The organism is Paenibacillus paludis (assembly GCF_042610515.1).
Lineage (GTDB): Bacteria > Bacillota > Bacilli > Paenibacillales > Paenibacillaceae > Paenibacillus_AQ.
Genome location: NZ_JBGJZP010000030.1, coordinates 12,932 through 32,836 on the forward strand (window position 1 = coordinate 12,932; position 19,905 = coordinate 32,836).

Annotated in this window: 17 protein-coding genes and 1 riboswitch; of the genes, 5 read left to right on the top strand and 12 right to left on the bottom strand. The window is 50.3% G+C overall.

The window, feature by feature from the left end; translation table 11 throughout:
- Window positions 1-12 precede the first annotated feature (12 nt).
- The 8 genes from ACAN56_RS32870 to ACAN56_RS32905 form a co-directional block, all read right to left on the bottom strand.
- A complete protein-coding gene (locus ACAN56_RS32870) occupies window positions 13-351 on the bottom strand; it encodes an STAS domain-containing protein (RefSeq protein WP_038596585.1) in 339 nt (112 codons plus the stop codon).
- Between the two features lie 97 nt (window positions 352-448).
- Window positions 449-2,119: a response regulator gene (locus ACAN56_RS32875; RefSeq protein ID WP_038596587.1), complete on the bottom strand. Its 1,671-nt coding sequence runs from the start codon at window positions 2,117-2,119 to the stop codon at window positions 449-451.
- A 17-nt stretch (window positions 2,120-2,136) separates the two neighbouring features.
- Window positions 2,137-3,006, bottom strand: coding sequence for a CheR family methyltransferase (locus ACAN56_RS32880; protein WP_038596589.1), 870 nt, complete (start codon window positions 3,004-3,006; stop codon window positions 2,137-2,139).
- Between the two features lie 81 nt (window positions 3,007-3,087).
- A complete protein-coding gene (locus ACAN56_RS32885) occupies window positions 3,088-6,756 on the bottom strand; it encodes a response regulator (RefSeq protein ID WP_379148037.1) in 3,669 nt (1,222 codons plus the stop codon).
- Window positions 6,753-7,919 (bottom strand): SpoIIE family protein phosphatase, encoded by a 1,167-nt coding sequence (locus tag ACAN56_RS32890; protein ID WP_038596593.1) that lies wholly within the window; start codon window positions 7,917-7,919, stop codon window positions 6,753-6,755. The genes ACAN56_RS32885 and ACAN56_RS32890 overlap by 4 nt, the downstream gene beginning before the upstream one ends.
- Window positions 7,920-8,140: 221 nt before the next feature.
- Window positions 8,141-8,488, bottom strand: coding sequence for a YflT domain-containing protein (locus tag ACAN56_RS32895; protein WP_038596595.1), 348 nt, complete (start codon window positions 8,486-8,488; stop codon window positions 8,141-8,143).
- Between the two features lie 91 nt (window positions 8,489-8,579).
- On the bottom strand, window positions 8,580-9,113 hold the full coding sequence (locus tag ACAN56_RS32900; RefSeq protein WP_052092321.1) for an SET domain-containing protein: 534 nt from the start codon (window positions 9,111-9,113) through the stop codon (window positions 8,580-8,582).
- A gap of 36 nt (window positions 9,114-9,149) precedes the next feature.
- Window positions 9,150-9,656, bottom strand: a complete 507-nt coding sequence (locus ACAN56_RS32905; protein ID WP_038596597.1) for a DUF948 domain-containing protein — start codon at window positions 9,654-9,656, stop codon at window positions 9,150-9,152.
- Between the two features lie 185 nt (window positions 9,657-9,841).
- Here ACAN56_RS32905 and ACAN56_RS32910 point away from each other — a divergent pair, with 185 nt between their 5' ends.
- Window positions 9,842-10,009, top strand: coding sequence for a DUF1328 domain-containing protein (locus tag ACAN56_RS32910; protein ID WP_038596600.1), 168 nt, complete (start codon window positions 9,842-9,844; stop codon window positions 10,007-10,009).
- A gap of 344 nt (window positions 10,010-10,353) precedes the next feature.
- Window positions 10,354-10,719, top strand: a complete 366-nt coding sequence (locus tag ACAN56_RS32915; protein ID WP_038596602.1) for a hypothetical protein — start codon at window positions 10,354-10,356, stop codon at window positions 10,717-10,719.
- 273 nt (window positions 10,720-10,992) lie between these two features.
- Here ACAN56_RS32915 and ACAN56_RS32920 read toward each other — a convergent pair whose 3' ends face one another.
- Together ACAN56_RS32920 and ACAN56_RS32925 are read right to left on the bottom strand one after the other, a co-directional pair.
- Window positions 10,993-12,069 carry a C40 family peptidase gene (locus ACAN56_RS32920; RefSeq protein ID WP_379148041.1) on the bottom strand — a complete coding sequence of 359 codons (1,077 nt, stop codon included), beginning with the start codon at window positions 12,067-12,069 and terminating at the stop codon, window positions 10,993-10,995.
- Window positions 12,070-12,281: 212 nt separating this feature from the next.
- Window positions 12,282-13,151 (bottom strand): cation diffusion facilitator family transporter, encoded by an 870-nt coding sequence (locus tag ACAN56_RS32925; protein ID WP_038596605.1) that lies wholly within the window; start codon window positions 13,149-13,151, stop codon window positions 12,282-12,284.
- Between the two features lie 135 nt (window positions 13,152-13,286).
- Between ACAN56_RS32925 and ACAN56_RS32930 the strand changes: the two genes are divergently transcribed.
- On the top strand, window positions 13,287-13,472 hold the full coding sequence (locus ACAN56_RS32930) for a hypothetical protein (protein ID WP_038596607.1): 186 nt from the start codon (window positions 13,287-13,289) through the stop codon (window positions 13,470-13,472).
- A gap of 126 nt (window positions 13,473-13,598) precedes the next feature.
- Here the strand turns inward: ACAN56_RS32930 and ACAN56_RS32935 are convergent, their stop codons facing one another.
- Window positions 13,599-15,224 (bottom strand): ABC-F family ATP-binding cassette domain-containing protein, encoded by a 1,626-nt coding sequence (locus ACAN56_RS32935; RefSeq protein WP_038596609.1) that lies wholly within the window; start codon window positions 15,222-15,224, stop codon window positions 13,599-13,601.
- A 200-nt stretch (window positions 15,225-15,424) separates the two neighbouring features.
- Window positions 15,425-16,414, bottom strand: a complete 990-nt coding sequence (locus tag ACAN56_RS32940; RefSeq protein WP_379148044.1) for an MBL fold metallo-hydrolase — start codon at window positions 16,412-16,414, stop codon at window positions 15,425-15,427.
- Between the two features lie 305 nt (window positions 16,415-16,719).
- On the opposite strand from ACAN56_RS32940, the gene ACAN56_RS32945 reads away from it, so the two are divergent.
- A complete protein-coding gene (locus tag ACAN56_RS32945; protein ID WP_379148046.1) occupies window positions 16,720-17,853 on the top strand; it encodes a virulence factor in 1,134 nt (377 codons plus the stop codon).
- 97 nt (window positions 17,854-17,950) lie between these two features.
- Window positions 17,951-18,161: riboswitch (Lysine riboswitch) on the top strand.
- Between the two features lie 155 nt (window positions 18,162-18,316).
- Window positions 18,317-19,807 carry an amino acid permease gene (locus tag ACAN56_RS32950; protein WP_379148048.1) on the top strand — a complete coding sequence of 497 codons (1,491 nt, stop codon included), beginning with the start codon at window positions 18,317-18,319 and terminating at the stop codon, window positions 19,805-19,807.
- Window positions 19,808-19,905: the final 98 nt, after the last annotated feature.

Consider the following 19,905-nt stretch of genomic DNA (forward strand, 5'->3'; position numbering starts at 1 on the left):
TTCGATCCTTTCCTAGTGGGAATTCTCTTGGGGGGCAAAAAACTTAGAAATACCGGTCATATCAAACAGCTTCTGGATTTGCGGCGGAACTTCTTCAACGGTAAACTTAACGTCCATCCCGTGTCTTGCTTTGAGGATCGAGAGCAGGATTCCAATACCGGTGCTGTCAATATATCTCAAGTCTTTCAGATTAATAACGAGGTCAAGCCCCGTATCTCCCACAAGCGGCTCCATGACCAAACGGAAATCGGGAGCAACAGACAAATCTAGTTCTCCAATCAGGGAAACCGTACAAACGCTGCCTTCAGTTTCGGTTTTTGCATGGAACTTTTCGCTTTTATGTGTATTCATAGACAACTCTCCTGATTAAATGTTTTCTTTACCAATAACCCTAAAGACCTAGGTTTGAAACAAAATAACTAATTCTGCATCATTGGCAAATACTGGTTCATGTTTTGAAAAGGGTTCTATTTCTTCCATTGATGTGACTATCCTGTCTTGAATAACGGGCAATAATTTGTTTAATGCTGCTGAGCTTCAGCGGCTTGCTGATATAACCATCCATGCCTGAAGCCATACAACGGTTCTGGATACCCTCCATGACGTTGGCCGTCATCGCGATGATGACTGCATTCTCGGAGGATGGCCCATGGCTGATCCGGATTTTGGAGGTCGCCGTCAGACCGTCCATAACCGGCATCTGCAGATCCATAAAAATAAAATCATAAGCATATTTCATTGCCAGCTCCACCGCCTGGCTGCCGTCCTCGGCGATGTCGGCGTCATAACCCAGCTTATCCAGCATGCTGACCATAAGCCGCTGATTGATCGGGTGGTCGTCTACAACCAGGACTTTTCTCCGCCATCTCTGGTTATCCACGTCTTCATATGGCTCCACCTCTTGAAATCCCCTTGCCAGCTCATCCTCAGGCAACGCTGCCTGAATGGTGAATACAAAGGTCGCCCCTTTCTCCTCCATCGATTCTACGCGTATGTCGCCGCCCATCATCCCGACAAGGGATTTGCAGATTGCCAGCCCGAGACCGGTTCCACCGTATTTGCGTGTCATAGAAGAATCAAGCTGGGAAAAAGGCTTGAACAGACGGTCACATTTTTCCGGAGAAATCCCGATGCCCGTATCCTTCACGGTAAATTCAACTACCAGTTTATTATCAGCTGTTGGCACGCTGGATGCAACAAGGTAAACTCCGCCTTGATTGGTAAACTTCACTGCATTGGCTACTAAATTGATTAGGACCTGACGCAAACGGGCCATATCTCCGTAGATCAGCTTTGGAAGATTCTGATCAATGAAATAGGCCAACTCCAGGTTTTTCTTTCCTGCTTCGGCAGAAAACAAGCTAAATACCTCCTGAACGGTGGTCTGTAGCTCAAATAACTGCTCTTCCATTTCCATCTTGCCGGATTCCATCTTCGTGAAATCAAGAATATCGTTAATGACCGTAATCAGGGTATCAGCGCTTTTGCGGATAATCTCTGTATACTCCTTCTGCTCCGGAGCCAGCTCAGTTTCCATCAGCAGGTCAATCATACCCACCACACCGTTCATCGGCGTGCGAATCTCATGGCTCATCATAGCCAGGAACTCGGTTTTGGCATTAGCGGCAATCTCCGCCGCTTCCTTAGCCTTAACCAGCTCTCCGTTGATTTTCTCCAGCTCCTGCGTCTTTTGCTGCAGCAGCATAGACTGCATCTGATGTTTCTTGTTAGTTAAGTGCATGTTAACGAAGCCCTCAATCTTGGACTTCAAGATCTGCGGAATGAAGGGTTTGACCATATAATCAATAGCCCCGGCAGAATATCCCGCAAACAGATGCTCCGCCTCTTTGCTGTTGGCAGAGATAAAAATAATTGGAATATCCTTCGTCTTTTCTCTGGCTTTGATTAATTTGGCGGTTTCAATACCATCCATACCCGGCATTTGTACGTCCAGCACAATCACCGCAAACTCATATCTTAACAGACATCTCAGCGCTTCTTCACCGGAATTGGCTTTGACAAGCTTATAGTGTTGACTCTCAAGCACAGCTTCAAGCGCCAGCAGATTTTCAGGACGGTCGTCAACCAGCAATATATGAATTGGTTCTTGAACCCCCATAGGCCCCTCCTATCCCGCTATTTGTTCTTACGATAGATTTTTTCTACTCTATCCAGTGGCTCATAGCTGTCGCTATACCTGGTGAAGTGGATAGATTCTTTGGAACCGAGCACCAGTACTCCGAACCGGCTGAGGCTCTCATAGAACAAGCCGTGCACATGGTCGCGAAGTTCATCATTGAAATAGATCATGACATTCCGGCAAAAGATGACATTAAATTCGTTGAATGAGGTGTCTGTTGCCAGATTATGCTCTGCAAAGATAATATTTTTACGCAAGTACGGCTGTAGAATGACTGAATTGTATTTCGCTGTATAATATTCAGAGAATGCGCGGGTCCCGCCCGCCTCCATATAATTCTTGGTATACTGCTTCATCTTACCGATCTCATATACGCCTTCCTTAGCCTGCTGCAGCGAGCGTTCGTTCATATCAGTGGCATAGATGCGCGCCTTGTCGTAGAGCCCTTCTTCATGCAGCAGAATCGCCATGGAGTATACCTCTTCACCAGTGGAGCAGCCTGCATGCCAGATCCTGATATAAGGATAAGTTCTCAGCAACGGGATCACCTTTTGGCGGAAAGTTAAAAAGAGGCCTGGATCGCGAAACATTTCCGTCACGGGGATGGAAAGGCTGTAGACGAACCGTTCAAAGCAAGCGCGGTCATGCAGCACCTTCTCCTGCAGCGCAGATATGCTCGGCACATTCTCGGCATGGACGTGATGCCAGATACGCCGTTTCAAAGAAGGCATGGCGTAATTTCTGAAATCATATCCGTACAAGCGATGCACGCCGCTCAGAAGCAGCTCAATTTCAATCTGCTCCAGCTCCTGCTTGCTTCCCGATTGGGTGAGCTCCTCATCATATCCCCGTTCCATAGCTGTCATGTTATCAAGGCTCCCTTGCATTTGCCGTATTTCCGGTCTGTTGTTTGTTGGTGCTGTAATGCTATTACCCCAAATTCACGCTTACGAATACAACCAAACGCGCATTAAAGAAAGTAGCTGATCGGTACCGATCGGTTTCTTCATATAATCCGAAGCTCCCGCTTCAATACACTTGGCCCGGTCTTCCTTCATCGCCTTGGCCGTAAGCGCGATTATTGGCAATTTATGATACTGCGGCATCTGGCGAATCCGGCGCATCGCCTCATATCCGTCCATTTCCGGCATCATCATATCCATGAGGACGAGATCAAAATCTTCCTGTTCGACCAGCATATCGAGTGCTTCCCGGCCATTCTCTGCGAACTTCACTTCCATGTGGTATTCTTCCAGCACACTGGAGAGCGCAAATACGTTGCGGATATCATCATCCACGAGTAAAATCTTCTTTCCCTCAAACAGCTCTTCTTTATTGTGCAGCTTTTGCAGAATTTTACGCTTATCCTCCGGAAGATTGGCTTCCACCCGGTGGAGGAACAAGGTCGTCTCATCCAGCAGTCTCTCCGGTGAGCGCACATCCTTGATAATGATCGATTCGGCATATTTCCGCAGCTGCGTCTCTTCCTTGCTGTCCAGATCCTTGCCTGTGTATATAATGATCGGCAGATCATTCAGTTCCTCATCATCGCGGATCTGATCAAGCAGTTCGAAGCCATTCATATCGTCAAGCATCAGGTCGAGAACCATGCAGTCGTATTTCTGCTTACGCAGTTCACCGAGCGCTTCTTGTCCGGTTGAAACCGCCGTAATGGCGACATCATCATGGCCGATAAGCTCCATAATGGAACGGCGCTGAATTTCATCATCCTCGACAATCAGCAGATGCTTCAGGGTACTGGCTGTGTAGCTCTCGATTTGTGAGAATGCCCGCTCCAGTGCCTGCCGGGTCGAAGGTTTTCTCAAGTAAGCCATCGCGCCCATCATTAGGCCCTGCTTCATCTCATCATTTACAGAGATGACATGAACAGGAATATGCCGCGTTTGTGATGCGCCCTTAAGCTCTCTGAGTATCGCCCAGCCGTCCATAACCGGCAGCTGGATGTCCAGAATAATCGCATCCGGCAGGTGGGATTTGGCCATTTGCAGCCCGATATCCCCCTGCAGCGCCACCAATCCCTTGAAACCGCGTCCGCGGGCCATATCGAGCAATATTTTGGCAAAGCTCTCATCATCCTCGACAATAAGCAGAACCTTATCGTTTGCCGTCAAATTCTCACGGTCATCCTCCACTATCACTGGATTAAGCGGGGCAGGTATGACATCTCCGGATTTAGCAGGTTGTAGTTCTTCCACGTATTCCGCCAGTGTCGCCGCCTCTTGGGCCGCGGCCGCCTCAACTGCCCCTGGAAGCAGGCGGTAATTCCCTTGGACCGGCAGATACAGCGTAAACGTGCTACCTTGTCCCTCACGCGACTCCAGCCCGATGGCACCGCCCATCAACCGTGCTAATTCGCGGCTGATCGACAAGCCAAGACCGGTGCCGCCATATTTGCGGCTGGTCGTCCCATCCACTTGCTGGAACGCCTCAAATACGATATCGGTCTTGTCTGCAGGAATCCCGATACCGCTGTCTTTCACAGCTATGGAAATATACTCATACTCCGGCGGAAGGAAGGACGGTAATTGAGCAGGCACTGCATGGCTTACCTCAAATCCTACATAACCCTCGCTGGTAAATTTAAAGGCATTAGACAACAGATTGCGCAGAATTTGCTTCAGGCGATGACTGTCTGTAAATAAACTGTCCGGCAGCGGCTCATTAAAGGAAAGACGCAGAGACAGCCCTTTCTTAAGGGCTTGAGGAGCAAAATTCTGTTTCACAAAGGTTTTGAGCTCCGTCAGCGGAACTTCTTCATAATTCAGCTCCATCTTACCTGCATCAACCTTGGAAAGATCAAGAATTTCATCAATCATCTTCAGGAGATCCGCACCGGACATATAGATCGTGTGCGCGAATTCAACCTGCTTTTCCGACAGGTTACCCTCTTTATTCTCGGTAAGCAGCTGTGAAAGGATAAGCAGACTGTTCAGCGGAGTCCGCAGCTCATGGGACATGTTGGCCAGGAACTCCGATTTGTATTTGCTCGTTACAGCAAGCTGCATCGCCTGCTTCTCCAACTGGACACGGGCGTGCTCAATCTCATCCTTTTTCTCTTCAACCTCCTGGACCTGATCCTCCAGCGCGCGGGTTTTGGATACCAGTTCACTATTGTAGTGCTCCAGCTCTCCCTGCTGCCGCTGCAGCAGCTCCTCCGAACGTTTAAGCGCATCGGTCTGCTCCTCCAGATTCTCGTTGGAGCGGCGAAGTTCTTCCTGCTGGGTCTGGAGCTCCTCCGACTGGCACTGCAGTTCTTCCGTGAGCGCCTGTGATTCGCGCAGCAGCTCCTCCACCACGAGTCTGCGGCTGATATTGTTCAGGATGACACCGAGATTATTCGTCAGTTGATGCAGCAATTCATTCTGCAGCGCGGTGAATGGCGTAAAGGAGGCAAATTCAACAACGCCAAGCAGTTCATCCTCAAACAACAACGGATAAATAGATATATGTTGAGGATGGGAATCGCCAAACCCTGAGGAAATGGAAATATAATCGTCCGGAGCCTCTGTCAGTTTGATCGGCTTCTTATCCAAGGCGCTTTGTCCGACAAGCCCTTGGCCGATTTCAAACCCTTCCTTCGGCTTGTCGCCCCCTTCACCGGCATAATAGCCGCTTGCAGTGAGCAGATTAGGATTGTTGCTATCCTTCAAGTAAACCGCGCCGTATTGGGCTCCCAGCACAGGAGTGAATTCGTTGATAAAGGTCTGTGACACCTGATCAAGTGAACTGACGCCGCGCAGCAGTTCTGTTACCTGTGCGATATTCGCATTCAGCCAGGCCTGATCGCTCTGAGCCTGCGCATAAGCTTTTTCCAGCTGCTGCTTTTGTTCGATGTCCTCCGCCATCTCCTGAAATACTCGGGCTACATCACCGATTTCATCCTTAGAGACTACCTTGAGCCTGCGGATCGCCCGCATCTTGCCGTTTCCGAAGCTCGTAATCATCATGGAAACGACATTAAGACCGCGCGTAATGCTTGGAATCACCCAAAGGACGACACCAAGTCCAAGCAGCAGCCCCACAATCATAATCAGCGTTACCATTTGAATGGATCTTTCATAAGCTTTCTGCGCGGTGGCATTTTCTTCGGTCATCTGATAGGCATTATAATCAGCGAGGGCATTCAGACTGTCCAGCACCTCGTTCTGAATGGCCTGTCCCTCTGTGTTGCGGTAGGTGTTGGCATTCTGAAAATAACCGGCTGTAAGCATCTCCAACGCTTTATTCTGATAGTTCAGGTAAGCGGAATTAGCTTTTTTAATCCGGCTCAAAAACTCCATTTCCTCCGCAGCACTCATCGAAGCTTCTATGGTCTTCAAATACCCTTCCGCCTTGATAACTTTGCCGTCTATCTCAGTTTTCTGGGCACCCACAGACAGCGTATCGGCATTCAGCATCGATGTGGTCAGGATCCGCGCCATATCATTGACTTCGCCCCGAAGTCCGGAAATCGCACGCCCCTTGCTGTATCTGTCCTGAAAGCCGTCTAGCTGGTTGCTCATATAATTAAGCCGATCGTATCCAATCAGCGTAAGTGCCAACATAATTGCCAGCATCGCGCTGAAGCCGATCAGCAGCTTGGCCTTTATCTTCATTCCTTATCCGTTCCTTTCTTCAGCGTGATCCACACCAGGCATTTGTCGTCATCACGTTCCTGGTCCGCTTCATCTGTGAAAAAAGCCTCCTGCATAACCTCTTCACGCCATTCGTGGTCCCCGTTCAGATTCCCGATCATAAAGTCCAGCTGCTCTTCCTGTTCACCTGGGGCCATTTCCAGCAGACCGTCAGTGTACATTACCAGATGCCCTTCCTCTTCGAAACTCAAACTCTGCGGCTGAATATCAATTCGGTCGAACAACCCGACCGGATGGCAGTTGCTCTCCAGCAGCACTGGTTTCTTGGCGTTGCCTTCAAAGAGCAGCGCCGGCGGATGTCCGGCATTTACATAGTCAATTCGCTTCATTCGCGTATCAATCACAAGATAAATCGCGGTAAAGTAATACTGGACCAGCTGTTTCTCGATATAGAGCTGGTTAAACCGCCGGTTCAGCTCTTGAATTACCTTCTCCGGCTCCACGTACGTAGTCACAGTATCCTTAAGCACAGAGGCCAGAAACATACAGAAAAGCGACGAGGAGATCCCGTGTCCCATCATATCCAGCAGGATCACAGCATACCTGCCGTCTCCCAGCGGATACCAGGCATACAGATCACCGGCCAGTTCAGCGGAAGGCTGATAGATGGCATGCGCCTCCAAAACCTCATCCGTAATTGGCAAACTGAGTACAGCATTCTGCACAAGTGCTGCAAGCTTCAATTCATCCTGCATCCGCTGATCCCGCTCTTTATGCCAATCCTTCTCCCGCTTGAGACGGAGCGCCAGCCGGATACGCGCCATAAGTTCAACCTTGTTAATCGGTTTCGTAACATAATCCACAGCTCCGGCATCCAGTGCCTCCGCCAATTTCTTGGAATCCCCCACAGCGGTAACCATAATAATCGGAATATCCCTTAGATGCTCATATTGTTGAACCACACGGCAAGCCTCGATTCCATCCATCTCTGGCATCATCATATCCAGCAGAATTAAATCGATATCCGACTGCTGCGGTCCTTTTTTTTCGCCTCCAATGCCAAGCAGTTTCAGCATTTCTTTGGCGGATGATGCTGTTATGAAATTTCGATAGTCTTCTTTTTTCAGGATTTCACGGATAATGATTACGTTAGTCGGGTTGTCATCTACGATTAAAATTCTCAAGCATCTTCACCTCGCACGATTAGTATTAGAGCCGTACAAATCCCTTACATCTATAATTCTATCATACGATATTTGAACGCCGTCTTTCCAATTGTCGACAATCTACCAGGAGAGTAATATATTGTATCAGCATTCAACAAAGTAACCTCCAGCCCCACTAATTATAGTGGAGCTGGAGGTTACGCTATCGGGCTATAGGTTCTCATACAACAAACCGGCGTTTATTGCGGGTTTCTTTTGGCAATGACGAGAACCTTGCCTGAATCAAGCTCTTTCTCGTAGAAGCCTGCTTCTGCACTGCTAAAACCCAGCGAAGTAATTTTGAAACGGAGCGCATCCCCCCGCGAACGGAAAAGATTGGCAATCGCGCCAAATAACCCTTCTTCACTGAGACTGACCTCATTAGTATCTGCAGCATCAACGATACGGCCCTCACGGTCCTGATCGTGGCTAATGACATAAATGTCATCTCTGGAATAGCCGCTGCTGCGCAGCCGATTCACTTCTTCGATCGCCTGAACACCATTTTCCAGCAGCTTGGCATACGCCTGTGTACCGATTGAATCCATGAAATCACGCTCCTATGGTTAGATTAATGAGGATAATGCCTGATAAGACAACTGTTCCTTCATTAACCTTATTTACGGACCGTGAAACAGGTCAGGAGGAATTTCCATCAAATAAATCGATACCCTCCCACTCTCCTGTCTGCGGATTGCGGTAAATCTTCAGCGCAGCGCTTCCTCTTAAATAGACATCGCCGTCTTCAGCTACAAAATCCGGAGTTCCCAGCAGCTCTTGAAAATTGTTTCGCGCCGGATCCAGTTTTTCTTCATTCAGCTGCAATCCGTATTGCCCGGCCTGTGCCGGCGTTACGTGAACATACAGCACGGCCCCTTCACAAACTCCTGCCGACATATCGGCGTATTGATATTCCAGGCATTCCTGCCAGGGATCAGGAGCAATACTAAGCGGCGAACCTTTAGCCAGCAGCAGTTCTTCCTCCGACATATAAAGGGATGTCCCTGCCAAAGAATTAAAGCTGCTGATATAAGGGCTTACCCCCATACTGCGTTCAATGGCCAGCACCACTGGCGGCTGCACGGTAAAAAGGGCGGCAGGAACATGCTCCTTCTGCGGAGACGGTGTTAAATATGGAGAGAGAAGACTTAGCAAAAGAATGACAATGTTCATGGAATCATCCCGCCTTTCTCACTGCCGCCTACTTAGTTAATGCCGGAATTTTTGCCATATAGCAGCTGCAGCGTCAACGCCTTTAAGCGCCATTCCTATTTTCCCCGGACCTTTTTTGGCATATGCGGCATCATAGGATTTCACTGTACGTTCTTCGGCAGGTGTCAGCGGAGCATCTTCTATGGAGACGGCTTTGGCTTTCTCCTTAAGCTCGCGTGATTTCCGGTACTTCTCAATCACAGTCACAGATACCTGCTTCACGGTAAGCGTCAATTCGTTCATTACATCGCCAAGATTTTTCACTGAATCCATAATAGGATCGATCTTTTGAATCTTGCCCTGGACGTCGGCCGTAATATCATTGGCATGTCTGACGGTTGTTTTCACTTCATAAGTAAGCTCATCCACCGTCTTTTGGACTTCCTGCAGAGTCTGGCTGACCTTGTCGAGGGATTCTTTCGCTGATTTTAAGGTTTTAATTAAAAAGAAAACGAGTACGGTGAATGCAATCGCAACAAGTGCAACGCTAAGTTCAATGATCATTACGAAAACCCCTTCCAAATCATAAATGTCGGCTTGCTCTGCCTTGATACTGCATAGTTACCCTTACTTACTTAGGCCGAAACAGCTTGTCAAGCGACTTAAAGACTACCTCTCCTATTTTGTTTCAAAGGGGAGCGACCCGTTTAAACAATGACTACATCACCACACAGAAAGGATGACATCACATGTTGAAATGGTCAGTAATTCTGCTGGTAATTGCATTGATTGCCGGTGTATTCGGTTTCTTTAATATCGTAGGGGCGGCAGTAGGAATCGCTAAAGTATTGTTCTTTATCTTCCTCGTGCTGTTCATAGTTTCGCTCTTTACAGGACGCAGAGGAAGATCATTGTAACTGTAAAAGAACATTAAAAACGACATCACATTTCAGGTGCTAAGGACCCGGACTCCGAAAAGGAGTTCGGGTCTGATTTATGTATAGCGGTTGCCGCTGTCTGATTATGCCAGAGATTCCTCCCCTCCCTTTTCCTCCATACATCATATTCACCATGCAGAAAGTATAGGCCTTTCCACACGGATTGTCACCCGTAAGTCGCCTCCATTCCTCTGTTCACGATAGTTTTCATAAAAAACAAAGGGGTTGGTTCATTGTATCCACTTTTTGTTTACATGCTTATTAACACATCGCAAACATGGTAAATATACGCAAAATCAAAACCAACTCTGGGAGGAATCACAATGAAAAAATTAGCCAGCTTAACAGTAGCAATGGGTCTTATGGCTTCCATAGCCGCAACGGCTTCAGCTGCAGAAGTAACCAACACAACAACTGTAACGGAAACGACTTACAGCCCCCGGTTTGAGACAGTAATCACACAATCAGACCTTAGACCAGCAACTCCTCAGATTATTTTGACAAAAGCAACACCTTTCTACGCTTCCATGAACAGCCCCGTTGCTACGGGTTTTCTCGGCGCTCAAACCCTTGACACTACAGGAAATATCCTGGTTGATTCGAACGGCAATGAATGGAGAGAGATATACACCTGGTTGGGCATGCGCTGGATTAAGGTTCCCGCCTCCGCTTATGTAATCACTCCATAAATCAGTTTTACGAGCAGCGCCCCGCTCCCAAACTCATACATAGCCATGCGGGGACTTGCCTTTTTAGTATAGATACACCCTTATGAGGGTGTATAGTGAAACAGCCTGCGGACATCCAAAAGTCCTGACGGGCTTTTTTTCTTTCATGCCCTAAACACAGGAAAGGCTATCCCTCAGCAGAAAATTCTACTGATGGGATAGCCCCACAAAACATCCGCCCTAGTTCACCCGTCACAAACTTGCGATGCTGTCGCTTCCTGTATGCATTTATATTTAGCGGATGACCGAACCTCCGTAAAGGAAACGGTTCACCCAAGAAGCGCTTAATTTATCTACCCGTACCCCGCCTGAAGATACGGAATACGTTTGCAGCATTTGTCCGTCACCCAGATACATGGCTACATGTGAAATTCTTGCCGCAGATTTGTCGATGCCTCCATAAGCAGAAGCTGAACTTCCTTTATAATCCATGAAGAACATCAGATCCCCGCGTTTCAGGGCGGAAATATCTGTGACAGTGTTGCTGTTCTGCTGTACCCAGGCTCCCTGTTGACGTGAATCAGCAGGCAGTTTCAAATTAGCTGCATCTATGAAGATCTGCCGGATAAAGTCGGAGCAATCGAAAGTGCTCGTATCGCTTCTGCTTGATCCGAACTCATAGGGAGTTCCAAGATAACCCATGCCCGCGGCAATGACCCGTTCAATCACTGCTGATTGTGACGGAGCCGTTGGATCTGGCGCTGGCGCTGGTGTTGGATTCGGTGTTGGTGTTGGCGTTGGTGCTGGAGTAGACGTTCCGCCACCTACCGAGATATATTGATCTGCAGCACTTGTATAGCCTACAGTTCCGTCTGCAGCTTTTACTTTGTACCAGTAACTGTTCGTTTCTTCCAGAATAGCTACTTGATCGCCTCTATTTAAATACCCCAGTACTTTTCCGCTTGTAGAAGGCAGTTCCCGAAGACGGACCGAAGCTTGTATAACCCCTGTCTGTCCGGAAGATGTATTTCCAGATCCCGAACCCACTCGAATATACTGCTCTCCCGCGCTGGTATAACCAACGGTTCCATCCGAAGTTCTGACTTTGTACCAATAGCTGTTCGTTTGTTCCACAATTGTTACCTGTTCACCTTCGTTTAAATAACGAAGCACACTACCGCTTGTGGAAGCGCTCGTGCGCAGACGAACTGAAGATTGTATAGTACCGGTTAATCCAGACGTTGCTGTCACTGCGAAATCTGAAGAAACCGAAGCTGCTTGCACCTTTTGCGGGCTGAAAACTCCCAATGATACTGCAAGTGATGCTGAGACCAGTAACGTTGCTGCAATCTGCTTATGTGATGTGATCATAGCGTTCCCCCGCTTAGCAAAATGAGAAAATCAACAACGGCGCGCGCTACGTTTGTTGCTTTCTGCCCTCATTATAGGCTTAGCCGGGAATTGGAACATGCTCCAAATTTCACAAAAAAGCTTGCCACTTTATGGTAAGTACCAGGTCTATAGTCTTGAATTCTCCTTGGATTTGGTGGAAATTACAGATAACTAGAAGAAATTAAGGATTTTTAACCTTTAGGTTCTACATGGACCTGCACATTCATTATATTATGCAATTTGCTCATTCTATCTTCAATGGAATCGCTGATCTCATGACCTTCCAATACGGTAATTTCGGCATCCACTTCCACAACAACATCCACCAGCACATGATTTCCATGAACACGGGCCTTGAGGTCCTTGATCCCTTCCACACCCGGCGTCCGGGCAATCGTGCTGCGCAAATCCAGCAGCTTATCTTCATCAAAGCCGTCAGTCAACCGGTATGTCGAATCACGAAAAATATCCCAAGCTGTCTTGGAAATCAGCAGACCGACAGCAACCGCAGCAGCGGAATCGATCCATGGCAGTCCGAACTGTGCGCCAACGATTCCAACAGCAGCACCGATACTCACCATTGCATCGGAAAAATTGTCCTTAGCCGCAGCCATGAGTGCACTATTGTTAATCTGCTTCGCCAGCCGCTTGTTGTAGATATAGACTCCCATCATGGCAACCGCACACACTACCGCCACACCTGCTGACCAAAGCTGCGGCACCTCCTTGGCTCCTTCAAATAAAGACCGGACCGCTTCTACAATAACCTGAATACCGACCATAGCCATAATAAAGGATGCCAGCAATGCAGCTACGGTCTCGGCGCGGAAATGCCCGTAAGTATGATCCGAGTCAGGCGGCTTCCGCGAGATGCGCAGCCCGATTAGTACCGCAAGTGAAGCGACAATGTCCGTCAGATTATTGAATCCGTCTGCAAGCAGCGCGCTGGAAGCGAACAAGTACCCGCTGACCAGCTTTAAGGCGGACAGAATAAGATAAGCAATAATGCTGATCAAGGCCCCCCGTTCACCTTTGCGTATATCTTCATAAATATCGGCCAATTCCTGTCCCCCCTATACCCGGTTTCTTTACTGCCCCTCCGGTAAATCATGCTTTGATTTATTCTTGCCCTTGTGACTGCATTTAAAAACAATTAGAATAAAGTAAAGGACTTGCTTTATAAGGGGGTTAAAATAATGAGCGAAAGTAATGATAAACCAAAGATCAACTTGGCTGATGCCATCCGCCAGAAGCTGGAACAGAAGAAACAGCAGTCATCCGCTAAACCGGGTTCTTCCTTTCAAGCCGGTTCAGCGAAGCCGCTAAAGAGTCAAAATAACAAGAAGCCAAACAATCAGCGCCGCCGTACAGGTGGTTCTTAGGAATTATGGCATGTGCAAGTCGCATTTCACACTATATTTGAACATAAACGGCTGCGTTATCCCTCACAAGGGGTAACGCAGCCGTTTTGCTATGAACGAATTACTGTTCATTCTTTCAGTTATCTCTTAAGCTTCCACAGGATACATGCGCTGGCGCATTTCCTTAATTTCCGGGTTCTCCAGATATTCATCATAGCTCATCGAGCGGTCGATAACTCCGGTAGGGGTAATCTCGATGATGCGGTTGGCAATCGTCTGGATGAACTGATGGTCATGCGAAGTGAACAAAATGGTTCCGTCGAAATCAATCAGCCCGTTATTCAGCGCCGTGATAGACTCCAGATCCAAGTGGTTGGTAGGCTCATCAAACACTAGCACATTCGCACCGTTCAGCATCATTTTGGCCAGCATACAGCGGACCTTCTCGCCTCCGGACAGGACGCTTGCTTTCTTCAGCGCTTCTTCACCGGCAAACAGCATCCGGCCGAGGAATCCGCGGAGGAAGGTTTCATCCTGATCCTTGGAATATTGGCGCAGCCATTCTACCAGGTTCATGTTTACCCCGTCGAAATAGCTGGAGTTGTCTTTCGGGAAATAGGCCTGGGTTGTTGTTACTCCCCATGCATATTCACCGGCATCCGCTTCCTTCTCACCCATGATGACATCAAACAGCAGTGATTTAGGCTGTGAATATGGACCTACAAAAGCGATCTTATCCCCTTTGTTCACCACAAAGCTGATTTCATCGAGCAGCTTCTCGCCTTCAACGGATTTGCTCAGCCCGCTGATGGTAAGCAGCTGCTTGCCTGCTTCACGTTCCGGCTTGAAGTTGAGGAACGGATATTTCCGGTTGGAGGGACGGATGTCGTCCAAAGTAATTTTCTCCAGCTGCTTCTTACGCGAAGTCGCTTGTTTGGACTTGGAGGCATTGGCCGAGAAACGCTGGATAAATGCCTGCAGCTCCTTCATCTTGTCTTCCTTCTTCTTGTTCGAGTCGCGCTGCAGGGCCTGGGCCAATTGGCTGGACTCATACCAGAAGTCGTAGTTGCCGACATACATTTGAATTTTGCCAAAGTCGATGTCCGCAATATGTGTACATACCTTGTTCAAGAAGTGACGGTCATGGGATACGACGATAACGGTGCCTTCGTAGTCCATAAGGAAGTTCTCCAGCCAGCCGATGGATTCAAGATCCAAATGGTTGGTAGGCTCATCGAGCAGCAGGTTGTTCGGACGTCCGAACAGGGCTTGCGCAAGCAGCACCCGTACCTTTTCGTTGCCGCTGAGTTCGGCCATTTTCTTGTCATGCATTTCACGCATAATGCCCAGACCGATCAGCATGGCCGCCGCATCCGGCTCGGCATCCCAGCCGTTCAGCTCGGCAAATTCGCCTTCAAGCTCACCGGCGCGCAGTCCGTCAGCCTCTGTGAAATCACTTTTGGCGTATAGCGCATCCTTCTCCTTCATGATCTCATAAAGACGGGTATGCCCCATAATTACCGTTTCCAGCACCAAAAATTCATCGTACTCGAAATGGTTCTGCTTCAGTATCGCCAGTCGTTCACCGGGGGTGATATGCACGTCCCCGATATTTGCTTCAATTTCACCGGACAAAATTTTCAGGAACGTCGATTTGCCGGCCCCGTTCGCTCCGATCAAGCCGTAGCAGTTGCCGGGTGTGAATTTTATGTTTACATCCTCAAATAGTGCGCGTTTTCCGTAGCGGAGTGTTACGCCGCTTGTGCTAATCATTAAGCATTACCATCCTTTTCACTTAGGGTTTCGGCTCATTATAGCATAAAATCAAGCAAAAGAGGCCCAAGAAGGAACTGCTTTGCCGTCTTTTTCAAGCAAACTGGACGTTTCCGGGCAAAATACAGAGATCCGTATAGCGTCCAACATCAAATAGGCCGAATTGCGGAAAATCCGTGCTTGCCGCTTGCCCGGCCGGGCTATTGGCGGGAATCACGCTCTTCGGGATGCACCACCAATGTTTCACCGTAACCCAGTGTGCGGATACGCTCTGCACGGATTCCATGAGCCTCGCGGGCCAGCTCCATCCGGTCCAGCGCTTCCCGCGCCGTATCGTCAGCCAGCCGGAAGGTGCCGAAATGCATCGGGATCATCAATTCTGCTCCTACATCTATAAAGGCCTGAACCGCCTCTTCGGGATTCACATGCTGTGAATTCATAAACCACTCCGGCTCGTAAGCCCCGATCGGCATCAGGGCGACATGGAGCTTAAACCGGCTGCCTATCTCCTTAAAGCCCGGAAAGAAGCCGCTGTCTCCGGCAAAATACAGATTCGGCGGAAGCTTCGGCTTTGCTCCGTCCCCTTTCGGATGTTTGCCGGGGTCGGCAGGCTCCAGCACATAGCCGCCCCAATGGGACGAATTCGTATCGAACGGCGTCCGCCGGGTCCAGTGCTGGGTTGGTACAAATGTAAGCTTAACCGCCCCCAGTGTGAGCTCCTCCCACCACTGCATTTCCAGGCAGTTGGCGAAACCTTTGCGCAGCATCTTCCGCTTCAGGCCCACAGGTACAACGAGCGTTGTACCTGTCCGGTATAATTTGCGGATGGAGGCAATATGGAGGTGGTCGTAGTGAGAGTGGGAGATCAGAATCAGATCAACCGGCGGAACCTCACCCAGCGGGATGCCCGGCTGGCCGATCCGTTTCTCAAAGCCGAGCCGCCGCGCCCATATCGGGTCGGTAATAATGTTCATCCCTTCATATTGCAGAAAAAAAGTCGAGTGCCCGATCCAGGTAATCGTGGTCTCCAGCCGGTTCCCGGCCAGATAAGATACCTGCGGCGGATGGTTTGGCACTTTATAGGTATAATCCTTCTTCTTGCGGCGGCGTTCCTCGCGCCACTGGCGGAATTCCTTAAGCGTTTTGTCTGTACTGACATTATCGACGTTATTGTATCGGATTTTAGCCATTCCAGCACCTCTCCTTAAAAGGCTTGCCGGAAGAACTACAGGGCAAGCTCAATAGCTTTACTATATGATTCCGCATAGTCATTTGCAAAATTCCAAAGGCAAAGTAGGGCTGCAGTCAACTTGAAAGCAGCGATGAACCTCTGCGCGTCCGGCCAGATGCACCTTACATTTAGTACAAATTTTACCCACTTCCGCCTGGACTTAAGCGGCTTCCCCGGTAACCCTTTTGGATTTGAGGCATGAAATGATGTAAAATGCGGGTAAAGAACACGGCACGAATGCCGTTCAAGGGGGAAGCCTAACGTATGAAGATCACATTTATTGAACCGACTCCAAGTCCAAATACGATGAAGCTTCATCTGGATGAAAGCCTGGAGCCCGGAATACGCCGGACCTATACACCGGAAAGCCAGCGCACCGCGCCCTCCTGGGCACGGGATATGCTGAGCATTCCAGGCGTCACCAGCATTTATCATGCTGCCGATTTCGCCGCGCTTGAACGCAAGGGCAGCGCCGATTGGGCGGCAATCCTCCGCGAGGTGCAGAGCCGTTTCGGTGCTGACGGCCTAAGCGCGGATTTCGACCTCGCTGATGAGAATGCAGGTGCCCACTTCGGAGAGTCACAGGTATTCGTGCAGATGTTCCGCGGCATCCCGATTCAGATCCGCGTCAAGACGGGCGCGAGTGAGGAGCGCATCGCCCTTGCCGCCTGTTTCACGCAGGCGGTGACGGACGTGGCCAGCGCCGTGATGATCAAGGAGCGCAAGCTCACCGATTACGGCGTGCGTTACGGCGAGCCGGCCGACATTGCGCGCGAGGTGGAGCAGGAGCTGGAAGCGGCGTATCCGCAGGAACGCCTCGACTCGCTCGTGCAGCAGGCCATCGCGCACGGGACCGCCGGCGAGTTCATCGAGCAGCGGCAGAAGAAGGATCAGGCCGAGCTGCTGCGAGACCTGAAGCATGAGGATTGGCGCGTGCGCTACGCCGCGCTGGAGGATCTGGCTCCTACGGCAGAGCTCCTGCCGGAGCTGCGCACGGCGCTGCACGACCCCAAGCTGCAGCTCCGCAGGCTTGCGGTCGTGTACCTTGGCGACCTTCGCACGCCCGAGGCGATGGAGCTGCTCTACGAGGCGATGAGAGACAGCGCCCCGGCGGTGCGGCGCACAGCCGGCGATACGCTCTCCGACATCGGCGATCCGGCAGCGACGCCGGTGATGACGGCGTCGCTGACAGACGCCAGCAAGCTTGTCCGCTGGCGGGCTGCACGTTTCCTCTATGAGGTCGGCACAGCTGAAGCCGAAGAGGCACTGAAGGCGGCAGCGGACGATCCGGAGTTCGAGGTGGGCCTCCAGGCCAGAATGGCGCTGGAACGCATCTCCTCCGGTGAAGAAGCTGCCGGAACCGTCTGGCAGCAGATGTCGGAGCGCCGCCGCAACTGACGCCAACACCCCTATATTTGTCATTGCTTGCGATGCCAAGTTGCATTATACTAATTCCTGTTGTGTTCATAGTATAAAGATAGCCTCATCATACCTAAGATGAGGTAGAGGTCGCGAATATTAAGAGTACGCGCGTGGAGACGTTAAAGAGCCGTCTGTGAAACGCCGCCGAAAGGAATATCCGCCGAAGTCTCTGCAGCCGCTCTTGTCAGCTGCAAGACTGGGGCCGTCGCCGAAAGGCACGGAACTGTCACAGTGCACCGCCGGTCAGAAACCGCGGGCCGCCACTGTGTTGCGCTATCTTAACAGGGAGTATGATGCGGAGCTGTAATACAGGAAACCGCAGAATCCGTCTGCGGTTTTTTTTGCGCTTTCAGGATGCCCCCTCCCTTATAAAGGGAAGGCGACTCAGCACTCCCTATTCATGAACAGAAACATGATCATCTGAAGGAGTGTCCTATTCATGCAAGCTAAGCGAGATAAGCAGCAGACTGCGGGTCACGGCAGCTCCCCTGCCCCCACGGCACTGCGCAAAACATTCAAGGCAAGGCATTTAACAATGATCGCCTTAGGCGGCTCAATCGGTACAGGTCTGTTCCTGGCCAGCGGCGGTGCCATCGCCTCATCCGGCCCGGGCGGAGCGCTTCTGGCCTATACAGCGGTTGGTATTATGGTTTATTTCCTGATGACCAGCCTTGGAGAGCTGGCCACCTATCTGCCGGATTCCGGTTCTTTCAGCACCTACGGCACCCGGTTCGTCAGCCCCGCCTTCGGCTTCGCCATTGGTTGGAACTTCTGGTATAACTGGGCGGTTACGATTGCCGCCGAGCTGTCTGCAGCAACCGTCATCATTAAATACTGGTTCCCCGAGAGTTCCTCGATGCTCTGGAGTCTCCTGTTCCTGCTGCTGATGTTCGGCCTGAATATCCTGTCTTCGCGCGGCTACGGCGAATCGGAATATTGGTTCGCGATTATCAAGATCATCACGGTCATTGTCTTCCTTGGGGTCGGTGTACTCATGATCTTCGGCATCATGGGTGGTGAAGCCGTAGGCTTCAGCAACTTCCAGCTCGGGGGCAGCTCGTTCCACGGCGGCTTCTTCGCCTTTGTCGGTGTGTTTATGGCCGCTGGTTTCTCCTTTCAGGGCACGGAGCTGGTCGGTGTTGCCGCGGGTGAGAGCGAGAATCCGCGCCGCAATGTTCCGCTCGCCATCCGTCAGGTATTCTGGCGCATTCTGATTTTCTACATCTTCGCCATTCTCGTGATCGGCCTGCTGATTCCTTACACGAATCCCGATCTGCTGCGGGGCGGCATTGATGATATCGGCGTCAGCCCCTTTACCATCGTCTTCAATAAAGCAGGGCTGGCCATTGCCGCTTCCGTCATGAACGCTGTTATTCTCAGCTCCGTGTTGTCTGCCGGAAACTCCGGAATGTACGCTTCCACCCGCGTCCTGTACGCGATGGCCAAGGACGGCATGGCTCCGCGCGCCCTCGGCAAGCTGAACCGCCGCGGCGTGCCTGTAGGTGCCCTTCTCGTAACCACCGCTGTCGGTATGCTGGCTTTCCTCGCCTCATTCTTCGGCGACGGCGCTGTGTACAACTGGCTGCTTAACGCCTCGGGGATGTGCGGATTTATCAACTGGCTGGGGATTGCCGTCTGCCACTACCGCTTCCGCCGCGCCTTTGTGAAGCAGGGACATTCACTCGATGAGCTGCCTTACAAGGCCAGATGGTTCCCGTTCGGCCCGCTGTTTGCCTTCGCGTTATGTCTGATTGCCGTATTCGGACAGAATATGGGCGCCTTCACAGGTGATTCAATCGACTGGTACGGCATTCTGGTCTCTTACATCAGCCTGCCACTATTCCTCTTGATTTGGCTGGGCTATGGCTGGTTCAGAAAGAGCAGCCTCATCCCTCTCGACAAATGCGATCTCAGCACACACGCAGAGTAGAATCCTTCCTCGATTTATGCGGATTCTTCCTGTTACCGCCTATTCACGCAACAAAGGGATGCCTCTTTCGCCAAATGGCGAAGAGGCATCCCTTTTCT